Source organism: Metabacillus flavus, assembly GCF_018283675.1.
GTDB lineage: Bacteria > Bacillota > Bacilli > Bacillales > Bacillaceae > Metabacillus_B > Metabacillus_B flavus.
Genome location: NZ_JAGVRK010000001.1, coordinates 1,304,876 through 1,330,717 on the forward strand (window position 1 = coordinate 1,304,876; position 25,842 = coordinate 1,330,717).

The following is a 25,842-nucleotide window of genomic DNA, read 5'->3' on the forward strand; positions in this document are numbered from 1 at the left end:
GACGAATTCTTTTCTGGATAGGATCAGTGTGTCCATAAATCATAAGCAAGATTTTTAATTTCTTCCTTAAGGGAGGAATGCGCTTTTTTGCTTTTGTAAGACCTGCTATCCTGAATCTGATAGCGGCTTTTTTATTTTATGGGGAACATGCAGAAAGTCATCAAGTTCGACCTAGAAAGAAGGGATCTTCACCATGTCAGGAAATCAGCGAAAGCAGCTTTTTATTTTGATGATCAACATGTTTATTGCCATTGGCAGCTTTGGAATCATCATCCCGATTTTGCCAGCTTATTTAAAATCAATTAATCAGGGGGGCATGGCTGCCGGTCTTATGATTGCCATTTTTGCCGGGGCACAGCTCGTTTTTTCTCCGATTGCAGGAAGATGGGCTGATCAGCACGGACGGAGAAAGATGATCGTATATGGCCTCGCAGGTCTTACTTTGTCCATGTTCATCTTTTACGCCACGGATTCTATTCTTTGGCTATATGCCTCACGGGTTATCGGAGGAGTCGGGGCAGCGCTATTGATTCCAGCTATTTTTGCTTACATTGCAGATATTACAACCATTGAGCAGCGGGCAAAGGGAAACAGCTATATCTCAGCCGCCATGTCGCTGGGAATTGTAATTGGACCAGGAATTGGCGGGTTTTTGGCTGACTATGGCCTTAAGGTGCCATTTCTCGTCTCAGCGATTGTCTCTCTGGCTGCTGTTATTTTTTCCGTTGTGGTTTTGAAAGAGAGCGAGTCCATTCAAGACCCGGATCAGCAAATCGTCCATGCAGATACAGAGTCGATGTTGAAAAAGCTGGCACTGTCTGTTAGAAAGCCATACTTCATTCCGCTTGTTATCACACTAATTATGAGTTTCGGTTTAATGGCATATGAATCGGTACTTGGCCTTTTCGTTGATAATCAATTCGGAGCCTCTCCTCAGGAAATTGCATTAATGATTACCTCAACAGGGATTATTAGTGTAATTGTTCAACTCTTTATTGTGGATCGGATTGTACAGAAATTCGGCGAACAAATTGTCTTAAACATTTTCATAGGATTAGCCGCTGCAGGATTTCTTTTTAGCCTCTTTGCGAAGGATTACGTGCTTTTCTTCGGCATCACATTGCTCATTTTCCTGGCTACCTCCATTTTAAGGCCTGTGCTTAATACACTGATTTCTAAAATGGCTGGAAATGAACAAGGCTTTGCAATGGGATTGAACAATTCTTATATGAGCATCGGGAATATTTTAGGACCAACACTAGCAGGGATTTTATATGATGTACAAATTCTCTATCCATTCATGCTTGGTTTTGTCCTGCTGCTAATAACGCTGTTTATCACCATAGGGTGGCAGAGACAGACACACAATAAGAGGGTACCGGTTAAATCATAGGCTTCTTAGGATACAGGTGAAGACTTTTGAGTCAAGACCGTCAATTCAGCATAAATCATTAAAAAGTCAGCAAATCCACCTGAAAAGTCAGCAATTATTTAAAAGGGGGCACAGCAGGTTTTCTGCAGTGCCCCCTTTGTTAGTCATATTTAGGTTCTCCTTTTTTACTGAGATGTCTTTAAAAGAGCATGGGGAGGTAAGACTGTTGTATATTATATGATTCCCAGACTGAATCCTGATATTTACCTCATTGTACTAATTAAGCCTGTAGTGGATGATCAGGGGAATGTCTTGTTTATTAGAGGGAGATGCGCCTGTGTGGAAAAAAGTGAATTAGAACTGCTGCATTTAAATTCTCCAGCAGATTATAAATCCTTTAGTTAGAAGAGGTCTGTATTTGACTTCCCGCTTAAAACCATTAAAATAAAATCCATGGACCTATTAACCATTTTTAAAGCACTTTCAAATGATACACGTTTAAATATATTAGAGTGGCTTCGTGAACCGGAGAAGCATTTTCAGAATAAGCAAGCTCATCTGCCAAAGGAGGTTTATAAACAGGGGGGAGTTTGCGTAGGGGATATTCAGGAAAAAGCAAACCTTTCTCAGTCCACTGTTTCGAATTATTTATCCATGCTGCAAAAAGCCGGCCTCCTTCAATCAGTCCGGCACGGCCAGTGGACCTATTATCGCAGGAATGAAGAGCTTATTCAGGAGCTCTCGAAATATATTTCGAAAGATCTTTGATTTAAATACTGAATAATAGACACTTCCTGATCATCATGTTAATCTTGCTGGGAGCTATTGCAAATAGCTCTATAATTTTTATCCTATATATCGAAATTTTTAGATATATAAATATAAAGATGGGAGATTGTTGAATGAAAATTATATTTTACACGGCTGCATTACTTGCAGGAGGTTCCCTTGCATTCGAAGGGGCGATTGCAGGCCAGCTCGGAACGGTCATCGGTGAACTGGAGAGCAGCTATTATATTTTTATGATGGGAACGATTCTTCTTGGGCTGATCACATTATTTTTCGGGAAAGGAAACCTGTCGAATATTTTTAAAGCCCCAAAGTGGAACCTGACAGGCGGATTGCTCGGGACCGTATACTTAACGATTCTTGTCATAAGTATTCCTTTCGTAGGAATTGGTGTATCCATGGTTTCGGTTATTGTTGGCCAAATGATCACTTCCATGGTCATCGAACATTTCGGCTGGCTTGGGAGCGGAAAAATAACGATCAGCAAGGAACGAATTGCAGCGATTGTCTGTATGGGCGCTGCGCTGTTCTTTATATTCTAGGAGGGAAATCATGAGTATCATAATGGCGGTTTTGGCTCTTTTTGGGGGAGTAACGTTAAGTGCGCAATCCTCCATAAATGGAGCATTCAGCAAGAAGACCGGAACATTCGAAACATCATTCTTCACATTTTTAACAGGATTCATGTTTTTAACGGTTATTGTTGTTTTCTTTGGTGAAGGGAACATTTTGAATATAGTTGAAGTTCCGAAGTGGCAGCTTATTTGTGCGATTCTCGGAACGGCGTATATGTTTTTGACAGTTCTTTCTGTGCCGTTTATCGGCGTAACCGCTGCAAGTATAGCGACTGTTATCGGACAGCTGGGAGGGAGTATGCTAGTCGATCACTTTGGCTGGTTTGGAAGCAAACAAATCCCGTTTGAATGGGACCGTGGTTCTGGTGTTCTGCTTATGATCCTGGCCTTGTTCTTTATTTTTAAAGGGAATAAAAAAGCATCAAAATAACCGGAAACCTCAAAAAAGAGGTTTCTTTTTTTGACCACAAAAGCATGTATGGGCATAACGTATAAGGGCGGTGAAGTATTTGTTTCCTTCTTTAGCCTGTTTAAAGAGAGGAGAAATGACGTTGTTTACTAAGTTCAAGGAAAGATTAGCCGTTGTTTCTGAACATGGATTGGGAGTACCGATAACGAGTCAGATGCTTGAAAAAGCCATTCAAATGAAAGCGAAAGACGTTCAGGATGTGAAGGTGGAAATAGTCGGTCATCTCATCATTCTTCATGGGAGAATCACCGTAACGAAAATGATGATGAAGAAGGATATCGTGTTCAGTGTTACCCTGAAGCCTATTAGTTTAGAAGGAAGAACCATACTAATGGAGCTTGAGGATGTTAAGCCCTTAAACATCAGCTTAATTAACCGCGGGATATTGAATAAACCTCCGTTTGCAGAATATAGACAGAAAATGATCAAACTTGATTTAAATGCCTGGGAGAAAATAAAAAATGTGCCTTTTGGAAAGCTGAAGTCCTTTGAGATGAAGAAGGACGCCATTCTAGTAAGGGTTTGGATTTAGCAGTATTGTGCCTTTTCTATAAGACCATGATATCATCAAAGATCGATTATGAAAGAACAAGCTTGAGATATCTTAAGCTTGTTTAATTCTGCTAAAATACCCGGTTCAAATGCGCCCTTAATTCCCTCTGCATCTTATCAACGTGAGGATTTTTCACTACATCATAACATGCGAATGTTGGCAGGGGTTTCATTCCCATGAATTCCTGCATTTTGTGAAAATGATATAGTGTCTCATCTACGCTTTTCCCTTCAAAAAATCATTTTCTTTATTAAATGCATTTTCATACGCATTCGATGTAACTGAAAACATATCATGCTTCTCCGTAAACTGTCCGCCTTGTCCATAGAAGTCAGAGCCTTTAAGAAAATATTATCCATATAAACTTGATCAATGGAATGTTTAAACAGGCCGGGGATGCTGAACCAATAGATTGGTGTCTGGAAGATTACAGCGTCTGCCCGCTGCCATTTGTAAATCTCTTCCTCTGGATCATAGCCCATTTGGACAATGGTCTCCTGAACATCAAAACGATCATTGAGTGTTTCCCGAATGGTTTAGAATAAAGCTGAATTCAGATTGCCTTTGGATTTTCTGTAATATTTTACTTCAAAGTTCAATAGGTACCTAAAAGTAACAATCGAGAGCGGCACAGGCGGACTATAAAAGCGCCTTGCAGCCATCAAGCCGATTGAATGGGAATCGGCCAAGTGTCGCGATAACAGCATTTTAAAAATTAAGCACATTAATCCGTTAGATTAAGAGGCGAAACTGGGTATATATAGTAAATAACAATTATTTTTCAAATGGAATGATCCAAATACATAATATAAACGTTATACAAAGATAAGAGTCTGTTTGCGTAATAGGCAGCAAGGGAGTGGCAGGATATGAGGATTTTGCATATTGGAAATGAAGAAACAAAAATACCGATTACAGGGTTGGATTGGCTAAGTGAGATTATTACCGCGTCTTCAATGTCGGAAGCCTTTAATCAAAAAGAAAGTGGCTGCAGTTTATTCGACCTCATATTGATTTCCGAGGAAATATGGCTCGAAAGCCCAGCGGAGGTCATTCTTAAACTCAAGAGGGGATTTCTTAAAGAGGATGGGTGCATTATTGCCATTCTTGAAAACGAGACTTCTGAAAAGGTAGAGCAGCTGTATTGTGCTGGAGCCAATGATTACCTTGTAAAACCTATAACGGAAAGCAAGCTGCTTTTCCGGTTGAATCGCATCTCCTCTGGAAAAACAGATCTCGACCGTGAAGAAGAACTGCTGAAGGCTATTCGGCAGCTTGAAAAGACAAATGAACGGCTGAAAAGCCTGACTGACTTGGACTCCCTGACGGGGATTTTTAACCGGAGATACTTCCACACTTATATTTCAAAAAAATGGGACAATCCAAAGAAGAATCATAACCGTATTTTTATTATGATGGCAGATATTGACGCTTTTAAAGCATTCAATGATACGTACGGTCATGTAAAAGGTGATCAATGCTTAAAGCAAGTAGCTGAATGCATGAAAGATTTATCCCAAAAGCTTAATGGCATAACAGCCCGTTATGGCGGAGAGGAATTTATCGTCGTTATTGAAAACCATGATGAGAAGAAAGTTGTGCAGCTGGCAGAGGAAATTAGGAGCGAAGTAGAGAAACTGAACATCCCTTGTGAATCTGGGGAAAAAGCAAAGGTAACCATAAGTATAGGGGTTGCCGGCGGGTGTAAGGATGAAATCACGGCCTATAAAGAACTGATTGATGAGGCAGACCAAGCTTTATACCTTGCCAAAGATTTAGGCGGCAATCGGGTAATGAATGAAAAAGCAAAAGCGAATGCTTAGAGATGAAAAGCCGGACAGGGAGAAATAGATTTTCCCGACCGGCTTTCTGTATTACTTTAATAAATCAGCTCGGTCGTGTGAATGCCTGTTATGGAATGCAGATGAGAGAAAGGGAGGAGACATCAGCAGAGGAAATTAACAGAGCATTTTAACTGATACTAATGAAAAAAAACAGTTGCAATCGCTTGCAAACGAGAGTATGATGGACCCATAAACGGTATCCGAAACGTTTTGGAGGTTTTTGGATTGACGACGATCAAAGATATTGCCAAAGCGGCGGGGGTATCAGTTACAACGGTTTCTAGAGCCTTGAACGGATATTCCGATGTAAATGAAAGAACCAGGAAGAAAATAATTGAAATTTCAAAAGAGCTGAATTACAGCCCGAATATTCTCGCAAGAGGTCTCGTAATGAACAAATCCAAAACTATCGGATTGCTCGTTTCTGGATTTAATAAAGAAAGCATTAAAGACAATTTCACCTTTGAAGTTCTATCCGGCATTAACCAGTATGCAGCAGAAACAGATTACGACCTGGTACTGTTTAATACAAATTCCACGAAACAGCGGGAAAAAACATATGCACAGCTGTGCCGCGAGAGACGGGTAGACGGTGTTATCGTGCAGGGGATAAAGACGGATGATCCTTATTTACAGGAAGTAGTTGAAAGCAACATCCCATGTGTACTCATCGATATTCCCGTTCAGACAGAAAATGTCGGGTTTGTTACGACTGATAACATTGCTGGTGCGAAAAGCGCCGTAAGTTATTTGATTGAGCTTGGACATAAGAACATTGCTATGGTTAACGGGCATGATTTAGCTTTTGTAAGCCAGGAGCGCTTAGAAGGATATAAGCGCGCACTTTCCGAGGCGGCGGGATTATCCTTCAGGGAAGAACTGGTGGTAAATGGGAGCTTTGAAGAGGGAAAATCAGAAGCAGTAACTTTCAAACTTTTGAATGCTTTCCCTGAGGTTACCGCTATTTTTTGCGCAAGTGACTTGATGGCGTTAGGATCGATCAAGGCTGCTGGAAAATCCGGCAGGAGAGTACCTGAAAATTTATCGATTATCGGCTATGATGACATATTGCTTTCTTCTTACGTTTCACCAAGGTTAACCACTATCGCACAAAACAAACAAAAGCTTGGGTTCCATGCCGCGCAGCAGCTGATTGAGATGCTTGAAAAAGAAACAGCCCCTGCACATATTATTCTGGAGACTGAGCTTAAAATTAGGGAATCTACTGCAAAAATTAAATAACTATTCATTAAGTGCATTTATTACACCTAAAATCCGAAACGTTTCGGTTTTTTCCAAAACGTTTCGGTTCAGCCAGGAGGAGACAGATGGACTACCTTGTAATCAAAGAAAACGATCTATTTTTATTATCTGAACCGAACGGAGATATTACAGGAAACCATTCTTACGGATTAGGACTTTACTCAAAAGACACCAGATTTTTAAGCAAGCTGGAGCTGACAATTAACGGGGAAAAGCCAATCCTTCTCTCATCAGATGGTTCAGACAACCGGATCTCCAAAGTTCTTCTCACAAACCCTCATATGGAGAAAAATGGTGAATTAATACTTTGGAGAGAATCCATTCAGTTAGAAAGAGAGCGCTTTATATCTGAAGATACTTTATATGAAACCATTCGTCTTAAAAACTATTTTCCAAAGCCAGTTTCATTCTCAATCGAAGTTTCTTTTGACGCAGATTTCAGCGATATGTTCATAGTAAGAGGATTTCAAACAGGTAAAGTTGGAGAGAGAACGGGCCAGGAATTCAATGAAAACGCCTTCAAAATAATGTATGAAGGTTCTGATAAAATCAAGCGGGCTACAAGAGTTTCCTGGGACCGGCAACCTGGCGAAATTCAGGAGCATGGGCTGATTACCTATGTTTTCGATTTGGAACACGGCCAGGAGGATTCTTTTACCATCATGGTTGAGCCTTTAGCCGGTGACGAGGATAAAACAAATGCTGTTCAGCCGCAAAAAGCCTTGCAGAAACTAACCTCTTCTTATGAAGAGTGGAAGAACGCTTCCGCCTCCATTTCTACAGATCTCTTACCTTTGCAAAAACTTGTAGACAGAGGAATGGCGGATTTACGAGTATTGATGACTGACATCGGGCATGGGATGTTTCCGGTCGCAGGCCTTCCGTGGTTTGGGGTTCCATTTGGACGTGATAGTTTAATAGCTGCGCTGCAAATGCTTGCCTTCAACCCGGAAGTAGCAAAGGGCACATTGAAGACAATGGCAAGTACACAAGGCACAAAGGTGGATCCATGGCGGGATGAGCAACCGGGGAAAATCATGCATGAAATGAGATTCGGCGAACTTGCCAATACGGACCAAATCCCGTTTACTCCTTACTACGGAACGATTGATGCAACACCTTTATATCTAATTCTGATGACTGAGTACGTAAAATGGACTGGTGATTTGAAGCTTGCAGAAGAACTGATGGACAGTGTCGATAAGGCCCTGAAATGGATTGATGAGTACGGGGACCGCGATGGCGACTTATTCGTGGAATACCATCAGGAGTCAAGCAAGGGAATAGCGAACCAAGGCTGGAAGGACTCGGGAGACTCGATTGTTCACCGAAACGGGGATTACGCAGAAACTCCGATTGCTCTTGCTGAAGTTCAAGGATATGTTTATCAGGCTAAAATCGGTATAGCTGAGATTCTTGAAGCGCTCGGACAGGCAGAAAAAGCATCCGAATTGAAACGCCAGGCCCAAGAGCTTAAACAGAAATTCGAGAAAGAATTCTGGATGGAAGATAAGCAATTTTACGCAATTGCGCTGGATCAAAATAAAGAACAGGTTGGAACGATTACCTCCAACCCGGGCCACGTTCTTTTTTCAGGAATGCTTGAGAAAAATCGAGCGGATGCTGTGGCGGAAATGCTTACTTCAGAAAAGATGTTTTCCGGATTTGGAATCAGGACAATGGGTGAAGGAGAAGCAGGATATAATCCGATGAGCTATCACGATGGAAGCGTATGGCCGCATGACAATAGCATGACCCTGATCGGCATGAGCAAGCTAAAACAGCAAATCCATGCAAAAACGGTTATGTCAGGGCTGATTAAGGCAGCAGATCATTTCGAATATGAACGGCTTCCTGAATTGTTCTGCGGATACCCTGCATCGATAGGCAAAGCAGTGAAATACCCTGTAGCATGCTCTCCTCAAGCATGGGCAGCGGGAACACCGCTCGTTTTTATCCAATCCATTCTCGGACTGTTCCCGGATAGTCTGAATAAAAAAATTGATTTGTCTCCAAATCTATTAGATGAAATGAATGAACTGCTAGTCAGCAATATTTCAATTGGCAATGGAATTTTATCACTTTCACTCAGACGTTCAGGAGAAACAACAGAGTGCGAAATAATAGAGAATACGACCGGTTTTGAAGTCGTTACTGCGGGAATCGCTTCACCCGTCCAAAACAAATAAAAAGGGGATAGGTATATGAAAATCAGAAAAATGCTTGCAGGAATGAGTATGACAGCCTTGCTGCTGGGTACGGCACTTACGGGATGCAGCGGAGACAAAGAAAAGACGGCATCAAATGGTGAAAAGACAGAAATCACACTTGCGGGGTGGGGATCCTCTCCTGAAGAGACAAAACTCCTGGATGAAATCCTGAAAGATTTTGAATCCTCTCATCCAAATATCAAAGTGAAGAGAGAAACCATTGCTGATCAGTATATGGATGTGATTAAGACCCGGCTGATTGGCGGAGAGGGACCAGATGTATTTTATCTGGACGCTTTTGAAGCACCCGGTCTCATTTCCACTGGGACTGTCCAGCCGCTTGATGAATACATCAAAGAAGATTTCGATTTGAAGGATTTTGAGGAACCTTTAATCAAAGCATTCCAAAAAGAAGGCAAAACGTACGGTGTACCTAAAGGCTATTCCACACTTGCGATGTTCTACAATAAAAAAATGCTGGAAGAAGCAGGCGTTGAAGTCCCTAAAACATGGGAAGAGTTCCAGGCTGCATCAAAAAAACTTTCTAATGGAAAAGGGGTATACGGTTTCGGAGCATCTCCAGAGCTTGCCCGTCTTTACCATATTGCTCAGGCAAAAGGCGGAAAAGTAGCGACGGATAACAAAGCAACCTTTGCGGATCAAAAAGTAGTAGACAGTTTGCAGCCGATTGTGGATATGCACAATGTTGAAAAATCTGCAGCTGAACCGAAAGAAACAGGAGCAACATGGACAGGAGAAATGTTCGGTCAGGGTAAAGCGGCATTTGTATTTGAAGGAAACTGGGCTATTCCATATTTGAAGGCAACCTTCCCGGAACTGGAGTATGGTACAGCTGAGCTCCCTGAAATTGACGGTAAAAAAGGAACGATGGCCTATACCGTTTCCTACGTAATGAACGCAGCATCCGAAAAGAAAGAAGCTTCATGGGAATTGATATCTTACCTCACTGGTAAAGAAGGAATGGAAAAATGGACGTCAAAAGGTTTTGAACTTCCAAGCCGGAAATCTGTCGCAGAAAAATCCGGTTTTGCTGAGGATGAAATCCGCGGACCACTAGTAGCGGGAGCGCCTTATGCTACAGTTTGGGCAGATGACACCAACCTGCCAATCATTTTCAATAACTTTAATAATCAGTTTATCAGCTCCTTCCTTGGTGATCAGCCGCTTGATAAAGCACTGAAAGCTGCTGAGACGCAAGCCAATAAAGAAATTGAAAACCAATAAGGTGCAATAAAGAAGGAAAGAGGAGACCATCCTCTTTTCTTTGTTCCTGCTCATTAAGGAAAAGGAGTGGTTTACACATGAGCAATCGAAACTTTTCAAAAGCAAAAGCAAGAGAAGCCGGTCAAGGTTATGTATTTATGAGTCCGACATTGCTTGTCCTGCTTTTGTTTATCATCGGACCTATTTTATATGCCATCTTCCTTGCCTTCCACAAAGTACAGCTGCTCGGCGCAGCTGACTTTCAATACGTCGGCTTTGATAATTTTACGAAAATCATGAATGATGAAAAAGCGAAAATGGCCCTTTGGAATACATTCAAATATGTAATAATCGTTGTGCCGGTCCAAACAATCTTAGCCTTAGTGCTGGCCGCTACATTAAATGCCGGAATAAAAGGACAGAAGTTCTTCAGAATTATCTACTTCCTTCCGACATTAACGTCATCAGCTGTTTTAACGCTGATCTTCATGTGGATGTATAACCAAAACGGTTTGTTTAATAAATTTTTATCCATTTTCGGATTGCCTGGCTACAATTGGATTGGAGATCCATCCATTGCATTGAATGCCATCATGATGATGAATATCTGGTCGACTGCCCCATTCTACATGGTCATTTACCTGGCGGCACTTCAGGATATTCCCGAATCATTGTATGAAGCAGCTGAACTGGACGGCGCAAATGTATTTCAGAAATTCTTATTTATTACCGTCCCGAATCTGCGTCCTGTCACTTCATTTGTCGTAATCATGGGACTGATTGGAACATTCCAGCTTTTTGATCAATCATACATTTTCTCAGGAGGTTCTGGAGGGCCAAACAACTCCACGTTAACAGTGGTTCTGCTTATTTACCAATATGCATTTAAGAGCATGGGAACGATGGGATATGCAGCCGCCATCGCTTTTGCACTCGCCTTAGTCATTCTGATCGCAACACTCATCCAAAGAAAATTTTCAAAAGAAGAATCACTATACTAAGAGGAGGGACAGTCAGTGAAAAAATTCAAGCCTGGAAAACTCTTGCTGTATGCAATCCTTATCCTATACGCAATCGTCACGCTTATCCCATTCCTATGGGCACTCGGCTCTTCGTTTAAAACGCTTGGAGAAATCGTGAGCGGATCCATCAATTTTTTCCCGAAAGAGTTTACATTTGATAACTATAAGCAAATATTTCTTGAGCAAAAGCTATTTCCAAGATGGCTCTTTAACAGTTTATTCATCGGAGTAGCCGGCACCCTGCTGAATCTCCTGTTCAACAGTATGGCGGGCTATGCTCTGGCAAGACTGAGCTTTCCTGGAAAGAAGCCGCTGTTTATTTTAATCCTTGCCATTTTGATGATCCCTGCTCAGGTCACAATGATTCCGAACTACTTAATACTTAAGGAATTTGGCTGGCTTAATACGTATCAGGGAATGATTATCCCTGCGATGATCAACGTTACCTTTATCTTTATGATGCGCCAGTTCTTTATTAACTTCCCTAAAGAACTCGAAGAAGCTGCAGAGATTGATGGTCTGAACCGTTTCGGTGTTTTCTTCCGGATCGTGCTTCCGCTTGCAAAACCTGCACTTGCTGCCCAGGCAATCTTTGTTTTCATGGGCTTCTGGAACGACTTTATGAGACCGCTGATTATCATGTCCGATCCAACAATGTTTACGCTGCCGCTTGGTCTTAATACATTTAAAGGTCAATATATTTCCTACTGGAACTATATTATGGCAGCATCAATGGTATTTACTCTTCCTGTTTTGCTTCTGTACGGATTCTTTAACCGGTATTTTATTAAAGGAATATCCTTTACAGGGGGAAAATAAGACTTAATGGCAGACTGGATTGCTCCACTATCCTTTCCATAATACCGAAAAAGAAGCTGACCCAAAAGGTTTAATACCTTATTGGTCAGCTTCTTTCGCTGTGATCATGTTCATTTTTAAAAGCTTCAATTTTTTTTACTGCTGCATGAAGTGCTCGTATCGTTAATAGCGTAAAGCTGGTACAGCTGAACGTGTACAAGATGTTCCATTTTTTCCATTTAAACAGCTTCGTTTTTTTCTCCATATACCATTGAGCGATACTCATCGGCACACTCCACGTAAGGCCTTTTAACAGAATGCCTCACAGGTCATCCTTATAGGACTGCCTGACCCAAATGACACTAAGCAAAAGAAAGAAAAATAAATCAAACAGGATATTTGTACAAAGCAGTTCGAGTCGATAGTGCTGAAAAAACCAAAATACGAACAAATTGAATTATGTATGGCTATTTTTTTCATTTATTCACCAATTAAGCGTAAGAGTTTCATCCTTTAGCAAAGCCTATTTAATAAAACTAGTGTTTGTCTAATTTAGGAACTTATACATACGAGGCAGAGTCAAAGAGGGTATATACTCACAAAATTCAGAATATAAAGTCTTTTTGATTGAAATCTCTACCTCTTATTCATAAGGTTAAAAGGTAAATATTCGTATGAGGGAGGAAAAAAGATGGAAGATATTTTAAGGAAAAGCAAGTCCCTTTTCATTTGCTTTGCTTTACTTTTTGGTACTGCACCATTCACAGCTGCTGCAGCACCGTCTGGAAAAAACACTTCGCAGGTAGCGACAGGAAATAAAGGTATGGTTGCAGCAGCAACCCCTCAAGCTTCTAAAATCGGGGCAGATGTCTTAAAAGATGGGGGAAATGCAATCGATGCTGCAGTAGCCATTCAATTTGCCCTTAATACCACCGAACCGATGATGTCCGGAATCGGCGGGGGCGGATTCATGATGGTGTATGACGCAAGGACGAAGAAGACTTCTATAGTAGACAGCAGGGAACGTGCTCCAGCTGGGGCAAAGCCGGATATGTTTTTGGGCAAGGACGGTAAACCCATTCCATTTGCTGAAAGGCATACGCACGGAAATGCAGTAGGAGTGCCGGGAACGCTGAAAGGTCTTGAAGCGGCATTGGACCGCTGGGGAACTAAACCAATGAAAAAGCTCATCTCTCCTTCTGTGAAGCTTGCTGAGAAGGGCTTCCCGATTGACTCTGTTTTAGCAAAAGCCATCAGTGATAACAAAGAAAAGCTTCAGAAAACGGCGGCCGGAAGTGTATTTGTACCAAACGGCAGACCGCTTAAAGAAGGAGAAAAACTGAAGCAGAAAGACTTGGCGAAAACATTTAAAATGATTCAGAAAAACGGATCAGCTGCATTATATAAAGGGAAAATAGCAAGCGCCTTATCGGAAGAGGTTCAAAAGCGCGGAGGATCACTGACTGAAAAGGATTTAAAAAAGTACGGCATTACCTGGGACAAGCCAATCTGGGGAGATTACCAGGGCTATCAGATTGCAAGTATGCCGCCTCCAAGCTCAGGCGGAATATTCCTCCTGCAAATGCTTGAAACGCTTGACGGGTTTGACTTATCTCAATATCCTCAAAAATCATGGCAAAAATATCACCTCCTTGCAGAGGCTATGCATTTATCCTATGCAGACAGAGCCGTCTATGCAGGAGACCCGGAGTTTGTAAAAGTTCCAGCCAAAGGCTTGCTGGATCCTCAATACATCTCGGATAGACAAAAACAGATCTCATTAGATAATGTAAATTCATCTCCAAAAGCGGGAGATCCTTGGAAATATGAAAATGGACAGGCAAATTATGATCAGCAGCCAAAGCAGGATAAAAAAGCAGTGGGGCAGACCACCCACTTTACTGTAGCAGATCGATGGGGAAATGTTGTTTCATACACAACGACGATTGAACAAGTATTCGGCTCAGGGATTATGGTGCCGGGTTATGGATTTATGCTGAATAATGAGCTGACTGACTTTGATGCAATTCCAGGCGGCGCAAACGAAGTCCAGCCAAATAAGCGTCCATTGAGCAGTATGAGCCCGACCATCGTATTCAAAGATGGAAAGCCTGCGCTGTCTGTCGGCTCCCCGGGAGGACCGACCATCATCACCTCAGTGCTCCAAACCATCATTAATAAACTGGAATATGGAATGGAACTAAAGGCGGCAGTAGAGGAGCCGAGAATTTACACAAACAGCGTTACATCTTACAGCCAGGAGAATGGTGTCCCTAAGGAAATTCTTGCAAAGCTTAATGCTATGGGTCACAAATTCAACAAGCCTTCAGAAGAGATTGGAAATGTACAAAGCATTGAAATCAATGGACCTGAAGGAAGGTATAAAGGAGTCGCGGATTCCAGCAGGAATGGGGCTGCGATTGGGGTAGATTGATGGAGGAAGATGGAATTTTCTAAGCTGCCTCGTAATTTGAAATTGGATTGGTTTTGCTAAAAGCTGAAGGAGCGTGTGTTTGTAAAGAACGGGCAAATTTTTGTCGATAGCGGGCAGATTTGTGTCGATTACGGGCAAATTCGTGTCGATAACGGGCAATCACGTGTCGATTACAGCCAACTCGACTAAATGCGACAATATCATCCTGTAATAATCCTTTAATCTGCTGCTCCAGCAGGACAATTAGCAAAATCCATAATTTTGAAAGAAGTTATGTAATAGCCAAAACCCTCGGAATGCTTAAATGAAGCATCCCGGGGGTTTCATTTTTTTCAATCCACTCAGCAGGACTTAGTTTAAGACGACAATAAACAAATTTAACCGATCCGTTTCCTTTAAGAAGATGCTGTCAAATCCTCATGATTTTCAGTTTTGATTTAGGTGCCAAATACCCATGCGCAAGTAAAAAAATGGATATAGAATGAAAAGAAAATCGTAATTCTGTCAGGAGGAAGCGGATTGAAAAAGAAAATGGTAGCGCTTACGTTGGTGTCCTCTTTAGTTTTTACTGCTGGTCCTGTAATGAATGTGAATGCTGTTGCTCAAACAAAGGAAGAACAAGTGATGATAAAGGGTGCAGTGAATGTATCGGAAACTTATTTTGATGGGAAAAACGGCAGCTGGCTGACAACGAAGAATCCAAAGCAGTACGAGCAGGCTGTTTTGTATGGAAATCTAGGACTTGCCCCGTACAATTGGGGAAGTGCAGCAGGCGGAACGGGATGGCACCAAATGTATAAGCCTGCAGAAGTGACAGGTACTCAGGTAACGGGAATGTTTGATGACGCTAAATTTGTCATCCGTGTACCGGATCATTGGAATGGAAAACTAGTGACGGCAGGAATTCCAGCCACACGGAACGAAACGTCCACTGATTTGCTGTTTAGTGATTATGTTCTGGAAAAAGGATACGCTTTTGCAGCCATTGATAAAGGAACTCAAGGAGAAATTGATCTGGCAGATCCTTTTGCGAAGGTGAAAAATGCGCTGGTCAATGAAGATGACAGTGTCGCTGAATGGCATGTGCGCTTCAGACAAGTCACAAAGGCAGCTCAAAAATATTTGGCAGACAACTATCCGGACAAGCTCATCAAAGCAAGTGATAATAAGAACCCTGCGAGTGATTTAATTAAAAAAGACCATAAAGTGCCTACATATGCCATCGGAATTTCAAATGGAGGATATGTTGTAAGGTATGCCCTTGAGAACGACGGACCCGAAAAAACCGGAGAGCCCCGTCTTTTCGACGGCGGAGTAGATTGGGAGGGTGTTTTATGGACAGCAAAGGAGCCGAATTTAATCAGCTCGCTGACAACGGTGGTAAACAATGCAGATGAGGCACTTTACGGGCAGGGGGAAGAGAAGGAAAAAGCAATGAGGCAAATGTATAAAGCCGGGCTGCCTAAAGGCTCTGAAAAGCTTTGGACTTATCATGACCAGGTTTATTGGTTTGTGTCGCTGAATATATACCGTGACCATTTTGACCCGAATGCTCCCGGCAAAATTAATTGGAGAAACTATTTGAATTTTACGGCAGATTGGAAACGGGACCGCAGCTATGATTATATTTTCGAGGATTATGATTACAGCAGCCGGAAGAGAGAGGTTAAGGAAAACATCAGCAAAATTGCCAATACAGGAGATATTGAAGTGCCTCTAATCAGTTTTACAGGCTCTCTTGATTCCCTCATTTTCCCGGACATTCATGCAAAAGGATATGAAAAGATGGTGAGATGGCAGGACAAAGAAAAATTCCATCGTCTTTACACCATTGAAGGCGGCAATCACGTGGACAGCCTGGTTTGGAACAAGCAAACGGATCCGGAGCAAAAACTGCAGCCATTATTGCCGTATGCGCACCAATCCTTTGACCTGCTGATTGATTGGGTGGAAAATAAGAAAAACGCCCCTTCCAGCAGGAAAATTCCATTGCCAACAGACCCGGTCAAGGTAATTGATTTGAAAACAGGGAAGGAAACAGATCCTCGATAAAAATAGATGACAACAGCCTGGATTGCAAAAGAATCCGGGCTGTTATTTGTGGCTGGGTAAAGGCACTTAGTTTTGTTAAGGGGAAATATTGTGTAGTATAGGAGTATCGCAAAAAACGAGAATGTTAGCAGAGGAAGAAGGGAATACATGGAAGAAGATTACGAGCAGCTGATGAATATTCGGACAGGGATTCATTTAGAAGATATAAAGCAGAAAATGAATGTCCATTATAATCCCTATGAACCGACGCCCTACGCTGCTCTGGACATATTATTTCAGCAATATAAACTGAATAGCACTGATCAAATTGTAGATTTTGGGTGCGGGAAAGGAAGGCTTGTTTTTTACATCCATTACTTTTTTCAAGCAGCCGTGACGGGTGTTGAAATGAGTGAGGATCTTTACAATGAAGCAGTTGAAAATAAAGAATATTATTTGGAACAGGTTCCTGATGGGGGAGAGCAAATTCAATTCTGCTGCTGCCTTGCGGAAGAGTATGAAATTCATCCGCTGGATAACCGCTTTTATTTCTTTAATCCATTTTCCATCCAGGTTTTTTATAAAATTATTCGAAATATATTGCTCTCAATGGAGCAGTCAGATAGAGATGTGGAACTGGTATTATATTATCCTTCAGAAGAGTACATTATGTTTTTGGAAAACCAGACGATTTTTGAGTTGAAAGAAGAAATCCAGCTGCCTGGTTTATACGAAAATAACCCTTCAGAGAAGTTCTTGATTTATTGGATCCCATATTAAGAAGGGGAGGATTTTACTGCTGCTAAAGGTGGGGGCAGCCCTATAAGCTCCCTAAGCTTTTCTAAAAGCTCTGTTAAACTCGGCTGTTGATTTCCGTTGCGGGCGATCGCTTTCCGAGGGGCGGGCGGTGAGCCTCCTTTGCGCTTTGCGCCTGCGGGGTCTCACCTGTCCCGCTGCTCTTAGCACGGAGTCTCACGCCCTCCACTCCAATCAACAGGTGTTAATAATCAACATCCTTTTTAACTTAGCCTTTTTAAAAAAACGCTCAGCTGGGAAGCTGAGCGTTTTTGCTTATGGCGGTTAAGAAACTTTTGCCTCTGAGGATGCAGTTGCTGAACCGGTACTCCATATCTTTTTCTTTTTAGCCGGGGAAAGAACCTTTTCGAGCCAGCCTAAAAGCAAGTCAGCCAGAACAGCCATCAAAGCAGTCGGAATGGCTCCCGCCAATATGATTGCAGTCCCGTTTGTAGCATTCGTTCCTCGCACAATGATGTCACCGAGTCCGCCTGCGCCTACAAATGTTCCGATGGCGGTGATCCCGATTGCGATGACCAGTGCGGTACGAAGCCCCGCCATGATAACAGATAACGAAAGCGGTAATTCAACCATGGTCAGGATCTGAAGCTTTGTCATCCCCATTGCTTTCCCGGATTCTAAATATGCATTTTCGATGCTCACAATCCCTGTATATGTATTCCTGATAATCGGGAGAAGGGAATAGAAGAATAGAGATAGAATGACTGTATTGACTCCGAGACCCATTACAAGCATTAATACAGCAAGCATGGCAAGGGCCGGAATCGTTTGAATGACATTTGTTATGGAAAAAATCCACTTGCTGAGCTTTCTATATCGGGCAATGAAAATCCCAGTTGGTATACCAACAATGGCTGAGAAAAATACCCCGTAGGCAGACATTAGGAAGTGACGGTAAAATTCATGGAGCACATAGGCTCCATTCTGGGAATAATACGTCCAAAGCTGCTCCAGCACATTCATGTAAAACACCTCCAATTTCACTCAAAATAATTGTTCTTCTTAAGAAATTCCTCCGCTACAACAGATGGTTCTTTTAAATTCCCATCCACTTCATAGTTCAGTTCCTGCATAGTCTCCGTGTCAATCTTGCCAATCAGCTTGTTCACAATCCCTTCAAGCTCAGGATGTTCTTTCAGCACCTTTTTTGGTATGACAGGAGAGCAGTCGTAAGGAGGGAAATATTTTTTATCATCCTCTAAAATTTTTAGGTTATAGGCTTTAATTCTTCCATCGGTAGAGAAGGCGAGAACGATGTCCATTTTTTTGTTTTTGACGGCATCATAGACAAGTCCTATTTGCATGGGATAGGTTTGGCCAAACTCAATGCCATATGTATCAACAAATCCCTTATAGCCATCTCCCTTTCTCTTTAGCCAGGCGTTATCCACTCCAAGCTTATAGCTGTTCGCATCTTTCGTTAAATCGGATACCTTTTCCAGATTATTCTCTGCGGCCAGCTTATCCGTGACCGTAAAGGCATAAGTATTATCGAAACCAAAAGAGTCAAACCATTTGTATTCGAACCGCTTATCGAATTCATCCTGAACAACCTTTAAAGCTTTTTCAGGATCTTTAATTGCTTCCATTCCCAGGGTACTGGTCAGGTCTGTTCCGGAATAGCGTGTAGCGGATATGTCGACATCCCCGGACAGCATAGCTTGATGCTGAACATAATTGGATCCCAGATTTTTAATTAGCTCTGTATCTAAATCCGTATTTCGCTGAATTAATTGTGCAATCATGTTTGCAAGAATCTCAGATTCCGTGAGGTTTTGAGATCCGATTTTAATGGTTGTGTCTGAAGCTCCGCTTAAGCCGGGAAGAGAGCAGCCGGTTAAGATGATGGAGAAGGATAATAGAATGACCGTTATTACTCTTTTAGCTTTATTCATTTTCAAGACTGCCGCCTCCTCATGCAACTTCCTTCATCCCTTTGATTCCCTTAGGCGTTACTTTATCTTCGGTAATGGAAAGGATGTAATCAATTACTACAGCGAGTATCGTTACAGGCACCGCTCCGCCGATAATAAACTCAGGCTGATACAGGTTCAAACCTATGAATATATAATCTCCAAGTCCACCCCCGCCAATGAAGGATGCGAGTGTAGCCCAGCCAATCAGGTAAACGGTAGATGTCCGGATTCCAGCCATAATAATGGGAATAGACAATGGAATTTCAACGTACCTGATTTGTTCCCATACCGTCATGCCTACCCCTTTTCCAGACTCTAAAAGGTTCTTATTCACCCCGCGTACACCTGTATAAGTATTACGCAGGATTGGCAGGACGGAATAGAAAAACAGAGCCGCGATGGCTGGCACTTTTCCTATGCCAAGCAATGGAATAAAAAAGGCAAGGATCGCGAGACTGGGCAATGTCTGAATAATATTTACAAAACCGATAATTACGCCTGCGCCTTTTTTCATTCTTGTTAATGCCACGCCCATCGGGACAGCCACGATGATGCCGAATAGGACGGCAATTAATGAAATATAGAGATGCTCCCATGTTTTATAAAGCATTTCTACTCCGTTCGTTTGCAGAAATTCAATGATACCGTTCATGCGGAACCCTCCTTTCTATTAAGATGAAACAACATGGATTTCCTCATCACCCCAAATGGAGTCATAAACAATATCCACTAGGCTGGCTCTGGTCACAATTCCAACCAGGCGCTTATTTTCGTCCACAACAGGAACATATTTCATCCCTCTTTTTAATATTTTTCTTACCGTGTCCCGAACGAGTGTATCTTTCTGAACAGTAAATACTTCAGTGTTGAGAACATCACCGACGAAAGTTGCTGTTTTTCGGTTATAGTCAATGGATTCAACATCTATGTATCCTTTTAAAACACCGTTTTCCCCTACAACTAGCAAGGAATCTACGCGGTGCTGCCTCATAATTTGAATAGCATCAGAGAGTGTTTTGTCCGTCGTAACCGTAATCGGATTCGGATTCATCAGCTGCTCGACACGCTCTAGGTTCGGCCGTGCTTGAAGCAAACGTTCTTTTCCTATAAATTCTTCAACAAATTCATTCGCTGGATTTCTTAAAATTTCATCAGGCGAACCGACCTGGACAATTTCTCCATCGCGAAGGATCACAATCCTGTCAGCGAGCTTAATCGCTTCATCCATGTCATGGGTGACAAACACAATGGTTTTATGCAAGGTCTTCTGAAGCTTCTTGAATTCCTCCTGAAGAGCATCACGTGTAATGGGATCAAGCGCTCCGAAAGGTTCATCCATAAGGATCAATGGGGGATCAGCTGCAAGTGCCCGCAGCACGCCAATCCGCTGCTGCTGCCCTCCACTCAGTTCGTGAGGGTAGCGGTCTAAATATTCAGGTCCCATATCAACAAGCTTAAGAAGTTCTTCGGCCCGGGCTCGTTTTTTGTCTTCCGGCCATTTTAACAATTTTGGTACAAGGACAATATTCTGCTGGATAGTCATATGAGGGAATAATCCAATCTGCTGAATTACGTAACCGATTTCACGCCTGAGCTGAACCGGATCTTTATCCAGAATGTTTTCTCCTTCGATGAAGATGCTTCCTTTTGAAGGTTCAATCATTCGGTTGATCATTTTCATCGTTGTGGTTTTACCGCATCCGCTTGGTCCGATAAAGCAGATGAATTCGCCTTTTTCAATTTCAAGGTTTATTTCTTTTACTGCATGTTTTCCGCCTTTGTAGATTTTTGATAAATTAGTTAGTTTTAGCAAATGCCTGCACCTCCGTTTATTATCTGTTTTCTTTTTGATCTGTAGAAAAAATTAACCCTACACCGTTTATGTTTCTAGAGAGAAATAGCTTTGAAGAGAAAGCTCTGTTAAACTTAGCTGTTGATTGCAGCTAGCAGGCGTTCGCTTATCCTTGGGCGGGCGGTGAGCCTCCTCCTGGCTTCGCTACTGCGGGGTCTCACCTGTCCCGCTGCTCTTAGCTCGGAGTCACACGCTTTTCGCTCCAATCAACAGGTGTCATAAAATCAACACCATGCTTTAACGTAGCCCAAGAGAAAAAAGATTTTTAAGTATAATGAAACCTATTATAGAGTAAACTTTGTAAAATATAAAGTTTATGAACTTTATGTACAATTTTTATTGTATATTTTTGACGGTATTGGGTATATGATTTATACCCATACATAGGAAAAACTAAGCATAGTTTCCCGTTTTTTCGGCAAAATTCTAAATCTTTCAGTAATGATTATCGGAGAAAAATATGGTATTTTAAAAAATGAGTTCGTAATTGGATGAAGGGAAGAAGGATAATGAACGAGAGGGCTCTGAATAAAATCAAACACACTGAGGATCAGTTCATTGAAAGAACTGCTGAAAATATGGCTGCTTTTGGAGTATCCGGAACAGTTGGAAGAGTCTTAGGCATTATTTACCTGAATAAGGAACCATTAACATTAGATGAGCTATCCCAGGCTACCGGTATGAGCAAAACAAGAATGAGCCAGGTTGTGCGGGAAATGCTCGATTTAAATATTGCTGAAAAAGTTTTTGAAAAGGGTGCCCGCCGGGATAAATATAATGTGGAGCAGGATCATTATCAGACATTTATCTCTTTGTTTTCCGCCAATTGGAGTAAAATTGTCAGCAGAAATAAAATAACAGAAAAAAAAATCCGCAGAGAATTGCTGGAGGCTTTAGAGGAAGAAGGTCTTACGGAAGAGATTGAAGCCAGGCTGAACCTGCTTCTGACTGAGACGAAACGCTGGCTTGAATATTATCATTGGATGGATCACCTTATTGAATTTTTTGAAAGCGAAGAAATCTTTAAACATGTACCTAAACCAAATAGTGATAAAGACTGACTGATTTTTGCCGGAGCCAATTAACGGGTAAAGATTCTGGCAGCAAAAAAGCCTGGCATCCCTTATACAAGGGATGCCAGGCTTTTTTTGTTAGACGTCCCAGGCGAGATTCGAACTCACGGCCTACAGCTTAGGAGGCTGTCGCTCTATCCTGCTGAGCTACTGGGACACAGAACAATAGTATAATCGAAATTTCTTAGAACGTCAAAGAAAAAGCTACAGATGCGAGCGTATGTTTGCTATAATGATTGATGAACTACATAACAGCTAGAATAGGCGGATTGATGATGAGGGGAAGTTCACATGCCTTTATAGGCGGCGCAGCTGGAATGGCTGTCGCGTATACGCAGCAGGCAGATTCAATGACTGCTGCATCGTTAATAGGAATTGGGGTGCTTTCTGGGCTTGTACCTGATTTGGATGTAAATGGAAAGCTTTCAAACACCATTACCTCAAGGAAATGGATTTACGGGCTGCTGGCTCTAATTGGGGTGCTTTTGGCAAGCGACAGTGCATTTACTGAGAGAGGAACCGAGCAGTGGATCGGAATGATAATCGGTGCAGGGTTAATTGCTCTCCCAAGGATTTTTATGAAAAAAAGGACGATTCTTTTAATGACGGGCATTGTCGTAGCGGGTGCCGGTATCGTAACGAATGAAATCTGGATAATCATGATGGGCCTCTATATTTCAGCTGCATCCCGCCAGCCGCATCGGGGCATTACGCATTCACTGATCGGCCTCGTTTACTTTGGTTTTATTGGTTATTACCTGGAGCAGGATTTGCAGGTTCCCGGTGTTTTCTATGCATGTGCAGCAGGATATGCCAGTCATTTGATCGCTGACTTGAAAGTCCTTCCGGTAAACCGGAAAGGGGTAAAGTGGTTTCAGCCTTTTTCAAAGAAAGAATTTTAATGAGGTGACAGCTAGTGGGATGGGTAATTAAAAGCTTTAACGAATTGACAACCCGGGAACTTTATTCGATTTTAAAAGAGAGAACGCAGGTGTTTGTAGTAGAACAAAACTGTCCTTATCTTGAGGCAGACGGAAAAGATTTGGATTCCTGCCACTTATTTTATGAAATAGACGGAACTATAGCAGCGTACGCAAGACTGCTTCCTCCTGGAATTTCTTACGAAGAAGCATCTATAGGGCGGGTATTTGTGAAAGAAGAATACAGAGGACAAGGCTTAGCGGCAGAACTAATGAAAAAAGGATTAGAATTCGCCGAAAAAGTTCATAAAGAATTCTCCGTTAAAATACAGGCACAGGAGTACTTAAGAAACTTTTACGGATCCTTTGGATTTGAAGCTGTGACAGATACGTATTTGGAGGATGGGATTCCCCATCTTGATATGATTCTGAGAAAATGAGAGATGGTTTGATAATACTTACACAGATTGTTCTCCTGCAGGAATTCGTCTGGTCAGCTTTTTAAAAAGAGCTCTCTTTTGAAATTAATTGTTTAATATATGAAACCTTATGCTGCAGTGTTTCGACAAATTCAATGAAAGTTCTTCAATGATTTTCCTTTATTTCATTATTTTATGGTAACATTATTAATGCGATTTTAACTTGGGAGGTCTTATCCATCATGTTCAAGCAGATTATTACGTTAGCAGTAGCCAGCATGCTTATTTTCGCTGCAGGCTGCCAATCACAGGGAGCAAGCGAGAAAAAAGCAGAACCAGCAGCAGAGAATGAACAGAAACCTGAACAAAATGATCAAGCAGAAGAACCAGCTAAAGAGGAAACCCCGGATCAGGGTACAACAACCGAGGAAGAACCGGCTCCTGAACAGGAAGAGCCATCAGCACCTTCAGAGGGGGACACAGCTGCTGAAACGGACGAGCCCGCACAAGATGAGCCTGCAGAAGAACCAGCTCAAGAAGAAGATACACATTACGTTTCTCCTTTCGAAATGAGAGATGAAATTTCTATTGGTCTAACAAAAGAAGAAGCTGAGAGCGTCCTGCAAAACACACAGCCGGTTGAAGTTACAACTGAGGACGGCAAAGCTCTTCGCTACGATTATATGCCGCAGGATGGATATAAATCAGCTGCTGCAGATCCGGATGTAGAAGCTATTAAAGCGGGCAAACTTGAATCACAGGTATTCATTTACTATACTCCTGAAAATACGGTTGAACGTTTCCGTATCTATCATAAAACAGATGATGGCAAAGCAATTGAATACCGTGATGAGGGTAATGGAGAAGGAACAGAAACCATTCTGAATTAATAGAAGGCCGCAAATCCAAATGGATTTGCGGCTTTTTTTGGACATGTTTCACCCTTCAGCTGAATAGATTGATAAAAAGAAGAGAGGGAGAGAACCTCTTATGAGCCTGAAAAAAAGCTTTTTGCCGGCAGTGATGGCGGTTTGCATCATAGGAGCATCTGTTTATATGAGCTCCTGGGATGTCAGGAATGAAGAGACTCATAGTCCGGTTATGCTTAGCGGGGAAGAGACCATTTCCGTTCAAGGCAAGGCTGCCGGAGCAGCAGAAGATCCGTATGATTTGGAAAACAAGCTTGTAGGAACGAAGCAGGTAATGGATGATGGGATTGCCTATAAAGTGGAAACGTATCAGGAATTTGAAATCTTCAAAAGTGAAGACGGAAGTACAGTCAAAGAGATACCAACCTCCAACTTTAATTATTTGAGATATCGTATCGGAAAGTAGGACTTTGCATAATCTGCAAAGTCTTTTTTAGGGAGATTTCCTTACAGTTTATACAAAAAAATAAGAATTTTGTCAGTTAAGGCAGGAATTTAGGAAATTTAATGGAATTAATATTACCTAAGTCAGAAAATTCATATTTTTTAGTGCAGCAGATTTAAAACCCGAGCCGCATACATACAACCATAAGGGGGTGCAGGATTGATTTCTTTTCGCAAGGTTAATAAGCATTTTGGAGACTTCCAAGTACTGACCGATATCAATCTTGAGGTCGCTGAAGGAGAGGTAGTCGTCGTCGTTGGGCCTTCCGGTTCTGGCAAAAGCACGATGCTCAGGTGCATCAACCGTCTGGAAACTATTACAGATGGCGAGCTGGTTGTGAACAAGGAACCTGTTCATGACAAGAAGGTCAAAATTAATGAACTTCGAAAAAATATCGGGATGGTGTTTCAGCACTTCAATCTTTACCCGCACAGGACCGTTTTGGAGAACATTACGCTCGCTCCAAAAAAAGCACTCAAGGTTTCCGATGAAGAGGCGAAGAAAACGGCGATGTATTATTTGGAAAAGGTCGGCATTCCTGACAAGGCTGACTCTTACCCTGCTCAGCTGTCAGGGGGACAGCAGCAGCGGGTAGCGATTGCCAGAGGTCTTGCGATGAAGCCGAATATCATGCTGTTCGATGAACCGACTTCCGCATTGGATCCGGAAATGATCGGCGAGGTACTGGATGTCATGAAGACACTTGCCAAGGATGGCATGACGATGGTCGTGGTTACCCATGAAATGGGCTTTGCCCGAGAAGTAGCCAACCGGATTGTGTTCATGGATCATGGACACATTCTAGTAGACAGCAAGCCGGATGAGTTTTTTACAAATCCGAAAGAAGAACGCGCAAAAGTGTTCTTAAGCAGGATTTTAAATCATTAA

At 42.0% G+C, this 25,842-nt stretch carries 26 protein-coding genes and 1 tRNA gene; 20 read left to right on the top strand and 7 right to left on the bottom strand.

Going from position 1 to position 25,842, the window contains the following annotated elements:
- Nucleotides 1–193 precede the first annotated feature (193 nt).
- The 5 genes from J9317_RS06775 to J9317_RS06795 all read left to right on the top strand — a co-directional run bounded on the left by J9317_RS06775 (nt 194) and on the right by J9317_RS06795 (nt 3,737).
- Nucleotides 194–1,393 (top strand): MFS transporter, encoded by a 1,200-nt coding sequence (locus J9317_RS06775; RefSeq protein WP_211557268.1) that lies wholly within the window; start codon nt 194–196, stop codon nt 1,391–1,393.
- Between the two features lie 432 nt (nt 1,394–1,825).
- Entirely contained in the window at nt 1,826–2,140 is a 315-nt protein-coding gene (locus J9317_RS06780; RefSeq protein WP_211557271.1) for an ArsR/SmtB family transcription factor, read from the top strand.
- Between the two features lie 134 nt (nt 2,141–2,274).
- Nucleotides 2,275–2,703: a DMT family transporter gene (locus tag J9317_RS06785; protein WP_211557273.1), complete on the top strand. Its 429-nt coding sequence runs from the start codon at nt 2,275–2,277 to the stop codon at nt 2,701–2,703.
- Nucleotides 2,704–2,713: 10 nt separating this feature from the next.
- Nucleotides 2,714–3,166: a DMT family transporter gene (locus tag J9317_RS06790; RefSeq protein ID WP_211557274.1), complete on the top strand. Its 453-nt coding sequence runs from the start codon at nt 2,714–2,716 to the stop codon at nt 3,164–3,166.
- A 121-nt stretch (nt 3,167–3,287) separates the two neighbouring features.
- Nucleotides 3,288–3,737, top strand: coding sequence for a hypothetical protein (locus J9317_RS06795; protein ID WP_211557275.1), 450 nt, complete (start codon nt 3,288–3,290; stop codon nt 3,735–3,737).
- Between the two features lie 251 nt (nt 3,738–3,988).
- On the opposite strand, the gene J9317_RS20560 is transcribed toward J9317_RS06795, so the two are convergent.
- The gene (locus tag J9317_RS20560; RefSeq protein ID WP_249292032.1) at nt 3,989–4,240 is read right to left on the bottom strand and encodes an NAD(P)H-dependent oxidoreductase; all 252 of its coding nucleotides are present in this window, start codon (nt 4,238–4,240) and stop codon (nt 3,989–3,991) included.
- 387 nt (nt 4,241–4,627) lie between these two features.
- Here J9317_RS20560 and J9317_RS06805 point away from each other — a divergent pair, with 387 nt between their 5' ends.
- From J9317_RS06805 to J9317_RS06830, 6 genes are all read left to right on the top strand, one after another.
- Complete coding sequence (locus tag J9317_RS06805) at nt 4,628–5,581, top strand: diguanylate cyclase (RefSeq protein WP_211557276.1); 954 nt, start codon at nt 4,628–4,630, stop codon at nt 5,579–5,581.
- Between the two features lie 246 nt (nt 5,582–5,827).
- Nucleotides 5,828–6,844, top strand: coding sequence for a LacI family DNA-binding transcriptional regulator (locus tag J9317_RS06810; protein WP_211557277.1), 1,017 nt, complete (start codon nt 5,828–5,830; stop codon nt 6,842–6,844).
- 86 nt (nt 6,845–6,930) lie between these two features.
- A complete protein-coding gene (locus J9317_RS06815) occupies nt 6,931–9,054 on the top strand; it encodes an amylo-alpha-1,6-glucosidase (RefSeq protein ID WP_211557278.1) in 2,124 nt (707 codons plus the stop codon).
- Between the two features lie 15 nt (nt 9,055–9,069).
- Entirely contained in the window at nt 9,070–10,320 is a 1,251-nt protein-coding gene (locus J9317_RS06820; RefSeq protein WP_211557285.1) for an ABC transporter substrate-binding protein, read from the top strand.
- Nucleotides 10,321–10,397: 77 nt separating this feature from the next.
- Nucleotides 10,398–11,300: a carbohydrate ABC transporter permease gene (locus tag J9317_RS06825; RefSeq protein ID WP_211557287.1), complete on the top strand. Its 903-nt coding sequence runs from the start codon at nt 10,398–10,400 to the stop codon at nt 11,298–11,300.
- 15 nt (nt 11,301–11,315) lie between these two features.
- A complete protein-coding gene (locus J9317_RS06830; protein WP_211557290.1) occupies nt 11,316–12,140 on the top strand; it encodes a carbohydrate ABC transporter permease in 825 nt (274 codons plus the stop codon).
- Between the two features lie 85 nt (nt 12,141–12,225).
- Here the strand turns inward: J9317_RS06830 and J9317_RS06835 are convergent, their stop codons facing one another.
- Nucleotides 12,226–12,405: a hypothetical protein gene (locus J9317_RS06835; RefSeq protein WP_211557292.1), complete on the bottom strand. Its 180-nt coding sequence runs from the start codon at nt 12,403–12,405 to the stop codon at nt 12,226–12,228.
- Nucleotides 12,406–12,810: 405 nt separating this feature from the next.
- Between J9317_RS06835 and ggt the strand changes: the two genes are divergently transcribed.
- From ggt to J9317_RS06850, 3 genes are all read left to right on the top strand, one after another.
- A complete protein-coding gene (ggt, locus tag J9317_RS06840; protein ID WP_211557294.1) occupies nt 12,811–14,553 on the top strand; it encodes a gamma-glutamyltransferase in 1,743 nt (580 codons plus the stop codon).
- A gap of 624 nt (nt 14,554–15,177) precedes the next feature.
- Complete coding sequence (locus J9317_RS06845) at nt 15,178–16,605, top strand: alpha/beta hydrolase (RefSeq protein ID WP_431190699.1); 1,428 nt, start codon at nt 15,178–15,180, stop codon at nt 16,603–16,605.
- Between the two features lie 147 nt (nt 16,606–16,752).
- Nucleotides 16,753–17,364, top strand: a complete 612-nt coding sequence (locus J9317_RS06850) for a class I SAM-dependent methyltransferase (protein ID WP_211557296.1) — start codon at nt 16,753–16,755, stop codon at nt 17,362–17,364.
- 300 nt (nt 17,365–17,664) lie between these two features.
- On the opposite strand, the gene J9317_RS06855 is transcribed toward J9317_RS06850, so the two are convergent.
- Genes J9317_RS06855 through J9317_RS06870 form a run of 4 tightly spaced genes read right to left on the bottom strand, consistent with a single transcriptional unit; the run spans nt 17,665 to nt 21,129 of the window.
- Nucleotides 17,665–18,363 (bottom strand): ABC transporter permease, encoded by a 699-nt coding sequence (locus tag J9317_RS06855; protein ID WP_211557300.1) that lies wholly within the window; start codon nt 18,361–18,363, stop codon nt 17,665–17,667.
- Between the two features lie 17 nt (nt 18,364–18,380).
- On the bottom strand, nt 18,381–19,295 hold the full coding sequence (locus J9317_RS06860; protein ID WP_211562178.1) for an osmoprotectant ABC transporter substrate-binding protein: 915 nt from the start codon (nt 19,293–19,295) through the stop codon (nt 18,381–18,383).
- Between the two features lie 19 nt (nt 19,296–19,314).
- On the bottom strand, nt 19,315–19,968 hold the full coding sequence (locus J9317_RS06865; RefSeq protein ID WP_035409113.1) for an ABC transporter permease: 654 nt from the start codon (nt 19,966–19,968) through the stop codon (nt 19,315–19,317).
- A gap of 18 nt (nt 19,969–19,986) precedes the next feature.
- The gene (locus J9317_RS06870; RefSeq protein WP_211557310.1) at nt 19,987–21,129 is read right to left on the bottom strand and encodes a betaine/proline/choline family ABC transporter ATP-binding protein; all 1,143 of its coding nucleotides are present in this window, start codon (nt 21,127–21,129) and stop codon (nt 19,987–19,989) included.
- Nucleotides 21,130–21,677: 548 nt separating this feature from the next.
- Between J9317_RS06870 and J9317_RS06875 the strand changes: the two genes are divergently transcribed.
- Complete coding sequence (locus J9317_RS06875; protein ID WP_211557312.1) at nt 21,678–22,229, top strand: GbsR/MarR family transcriptional regulator; 552 nt, start codon at nt 21,678–21,680, stop codon at nt 22,227–22,229.
- Between the two features lie 95 nt (nt 22,230–22,324).
- Here the strand turns inward: J9317_RS06875 and J9317_RS06880 are convergent.
- Nucleotides 22,325–22,398 (bottom strand) — tRNA-Arg (locus J9317_RS06880).
- 118 nt (nt 22,399–22,516) lie between these two features.
- Between J9317_RS06880 and J9317_RS06885 the strand changes: the two genes are divergently transcribed.
- From J9317_RS06885 to J9317_RS06905, 5 genes are all read left to right on the top strand, one after another.
- On the top strand, nt 22,517–23,143 hold the full coding sequence (locus J9317_RS06885) for a metal-dependent hydrolase (RefSeq protein WP_211557313.1): 627 nt from the start codon (nt 22,517–22,519) through the stop codon (nt 23,141–23,143).
- 14 nt (nt 23,144–23,157) lie between these two features.
- Entirely contained in the window at nt 23,158–23,601 is a 444-nt protein-coding gene (locus tag J9317_RS06890) for a GNAT family N-acetyltransferase (protein WP_211557317.1), read from the top strand.
- Nucleotides 23,602–23,822: 221 nt separating this feature from the next.
- Nucleotides 23,823–24,470, top strand: coding sequence for a hypothetical protein (locus tag J9317_RS06895; protein ID WP_211557319.1), 648 nt, complete (start codon nt 23,823–23,825; stop codon nt 24,468–24,470).
- Nucleotides 24,471–24,570: 100 nt separating this feature from the next.
- Nucleotides 24,571–24,915, top strand: a complete 345-nt coding sequence (locus J9317_RS06900) for a hypothetical protein (protein ID WP_211557321.1) — start codon at nt 24,571–24,573, stop codon at nt 24,913–24,915.
- Nucleotides 24,916–25,113: 198 nt separating this feature from the next.
- On the top strand, nt 25,114–25,842 hold the full coding sequence (locus J9317_RS06905) for an amino acid ABC transporter ATP-binding protein (protein ID WP_211557323.1): 729 nt from the start codon (nt 25,114–25,116) through the stop codon (nt 25,840–25,842).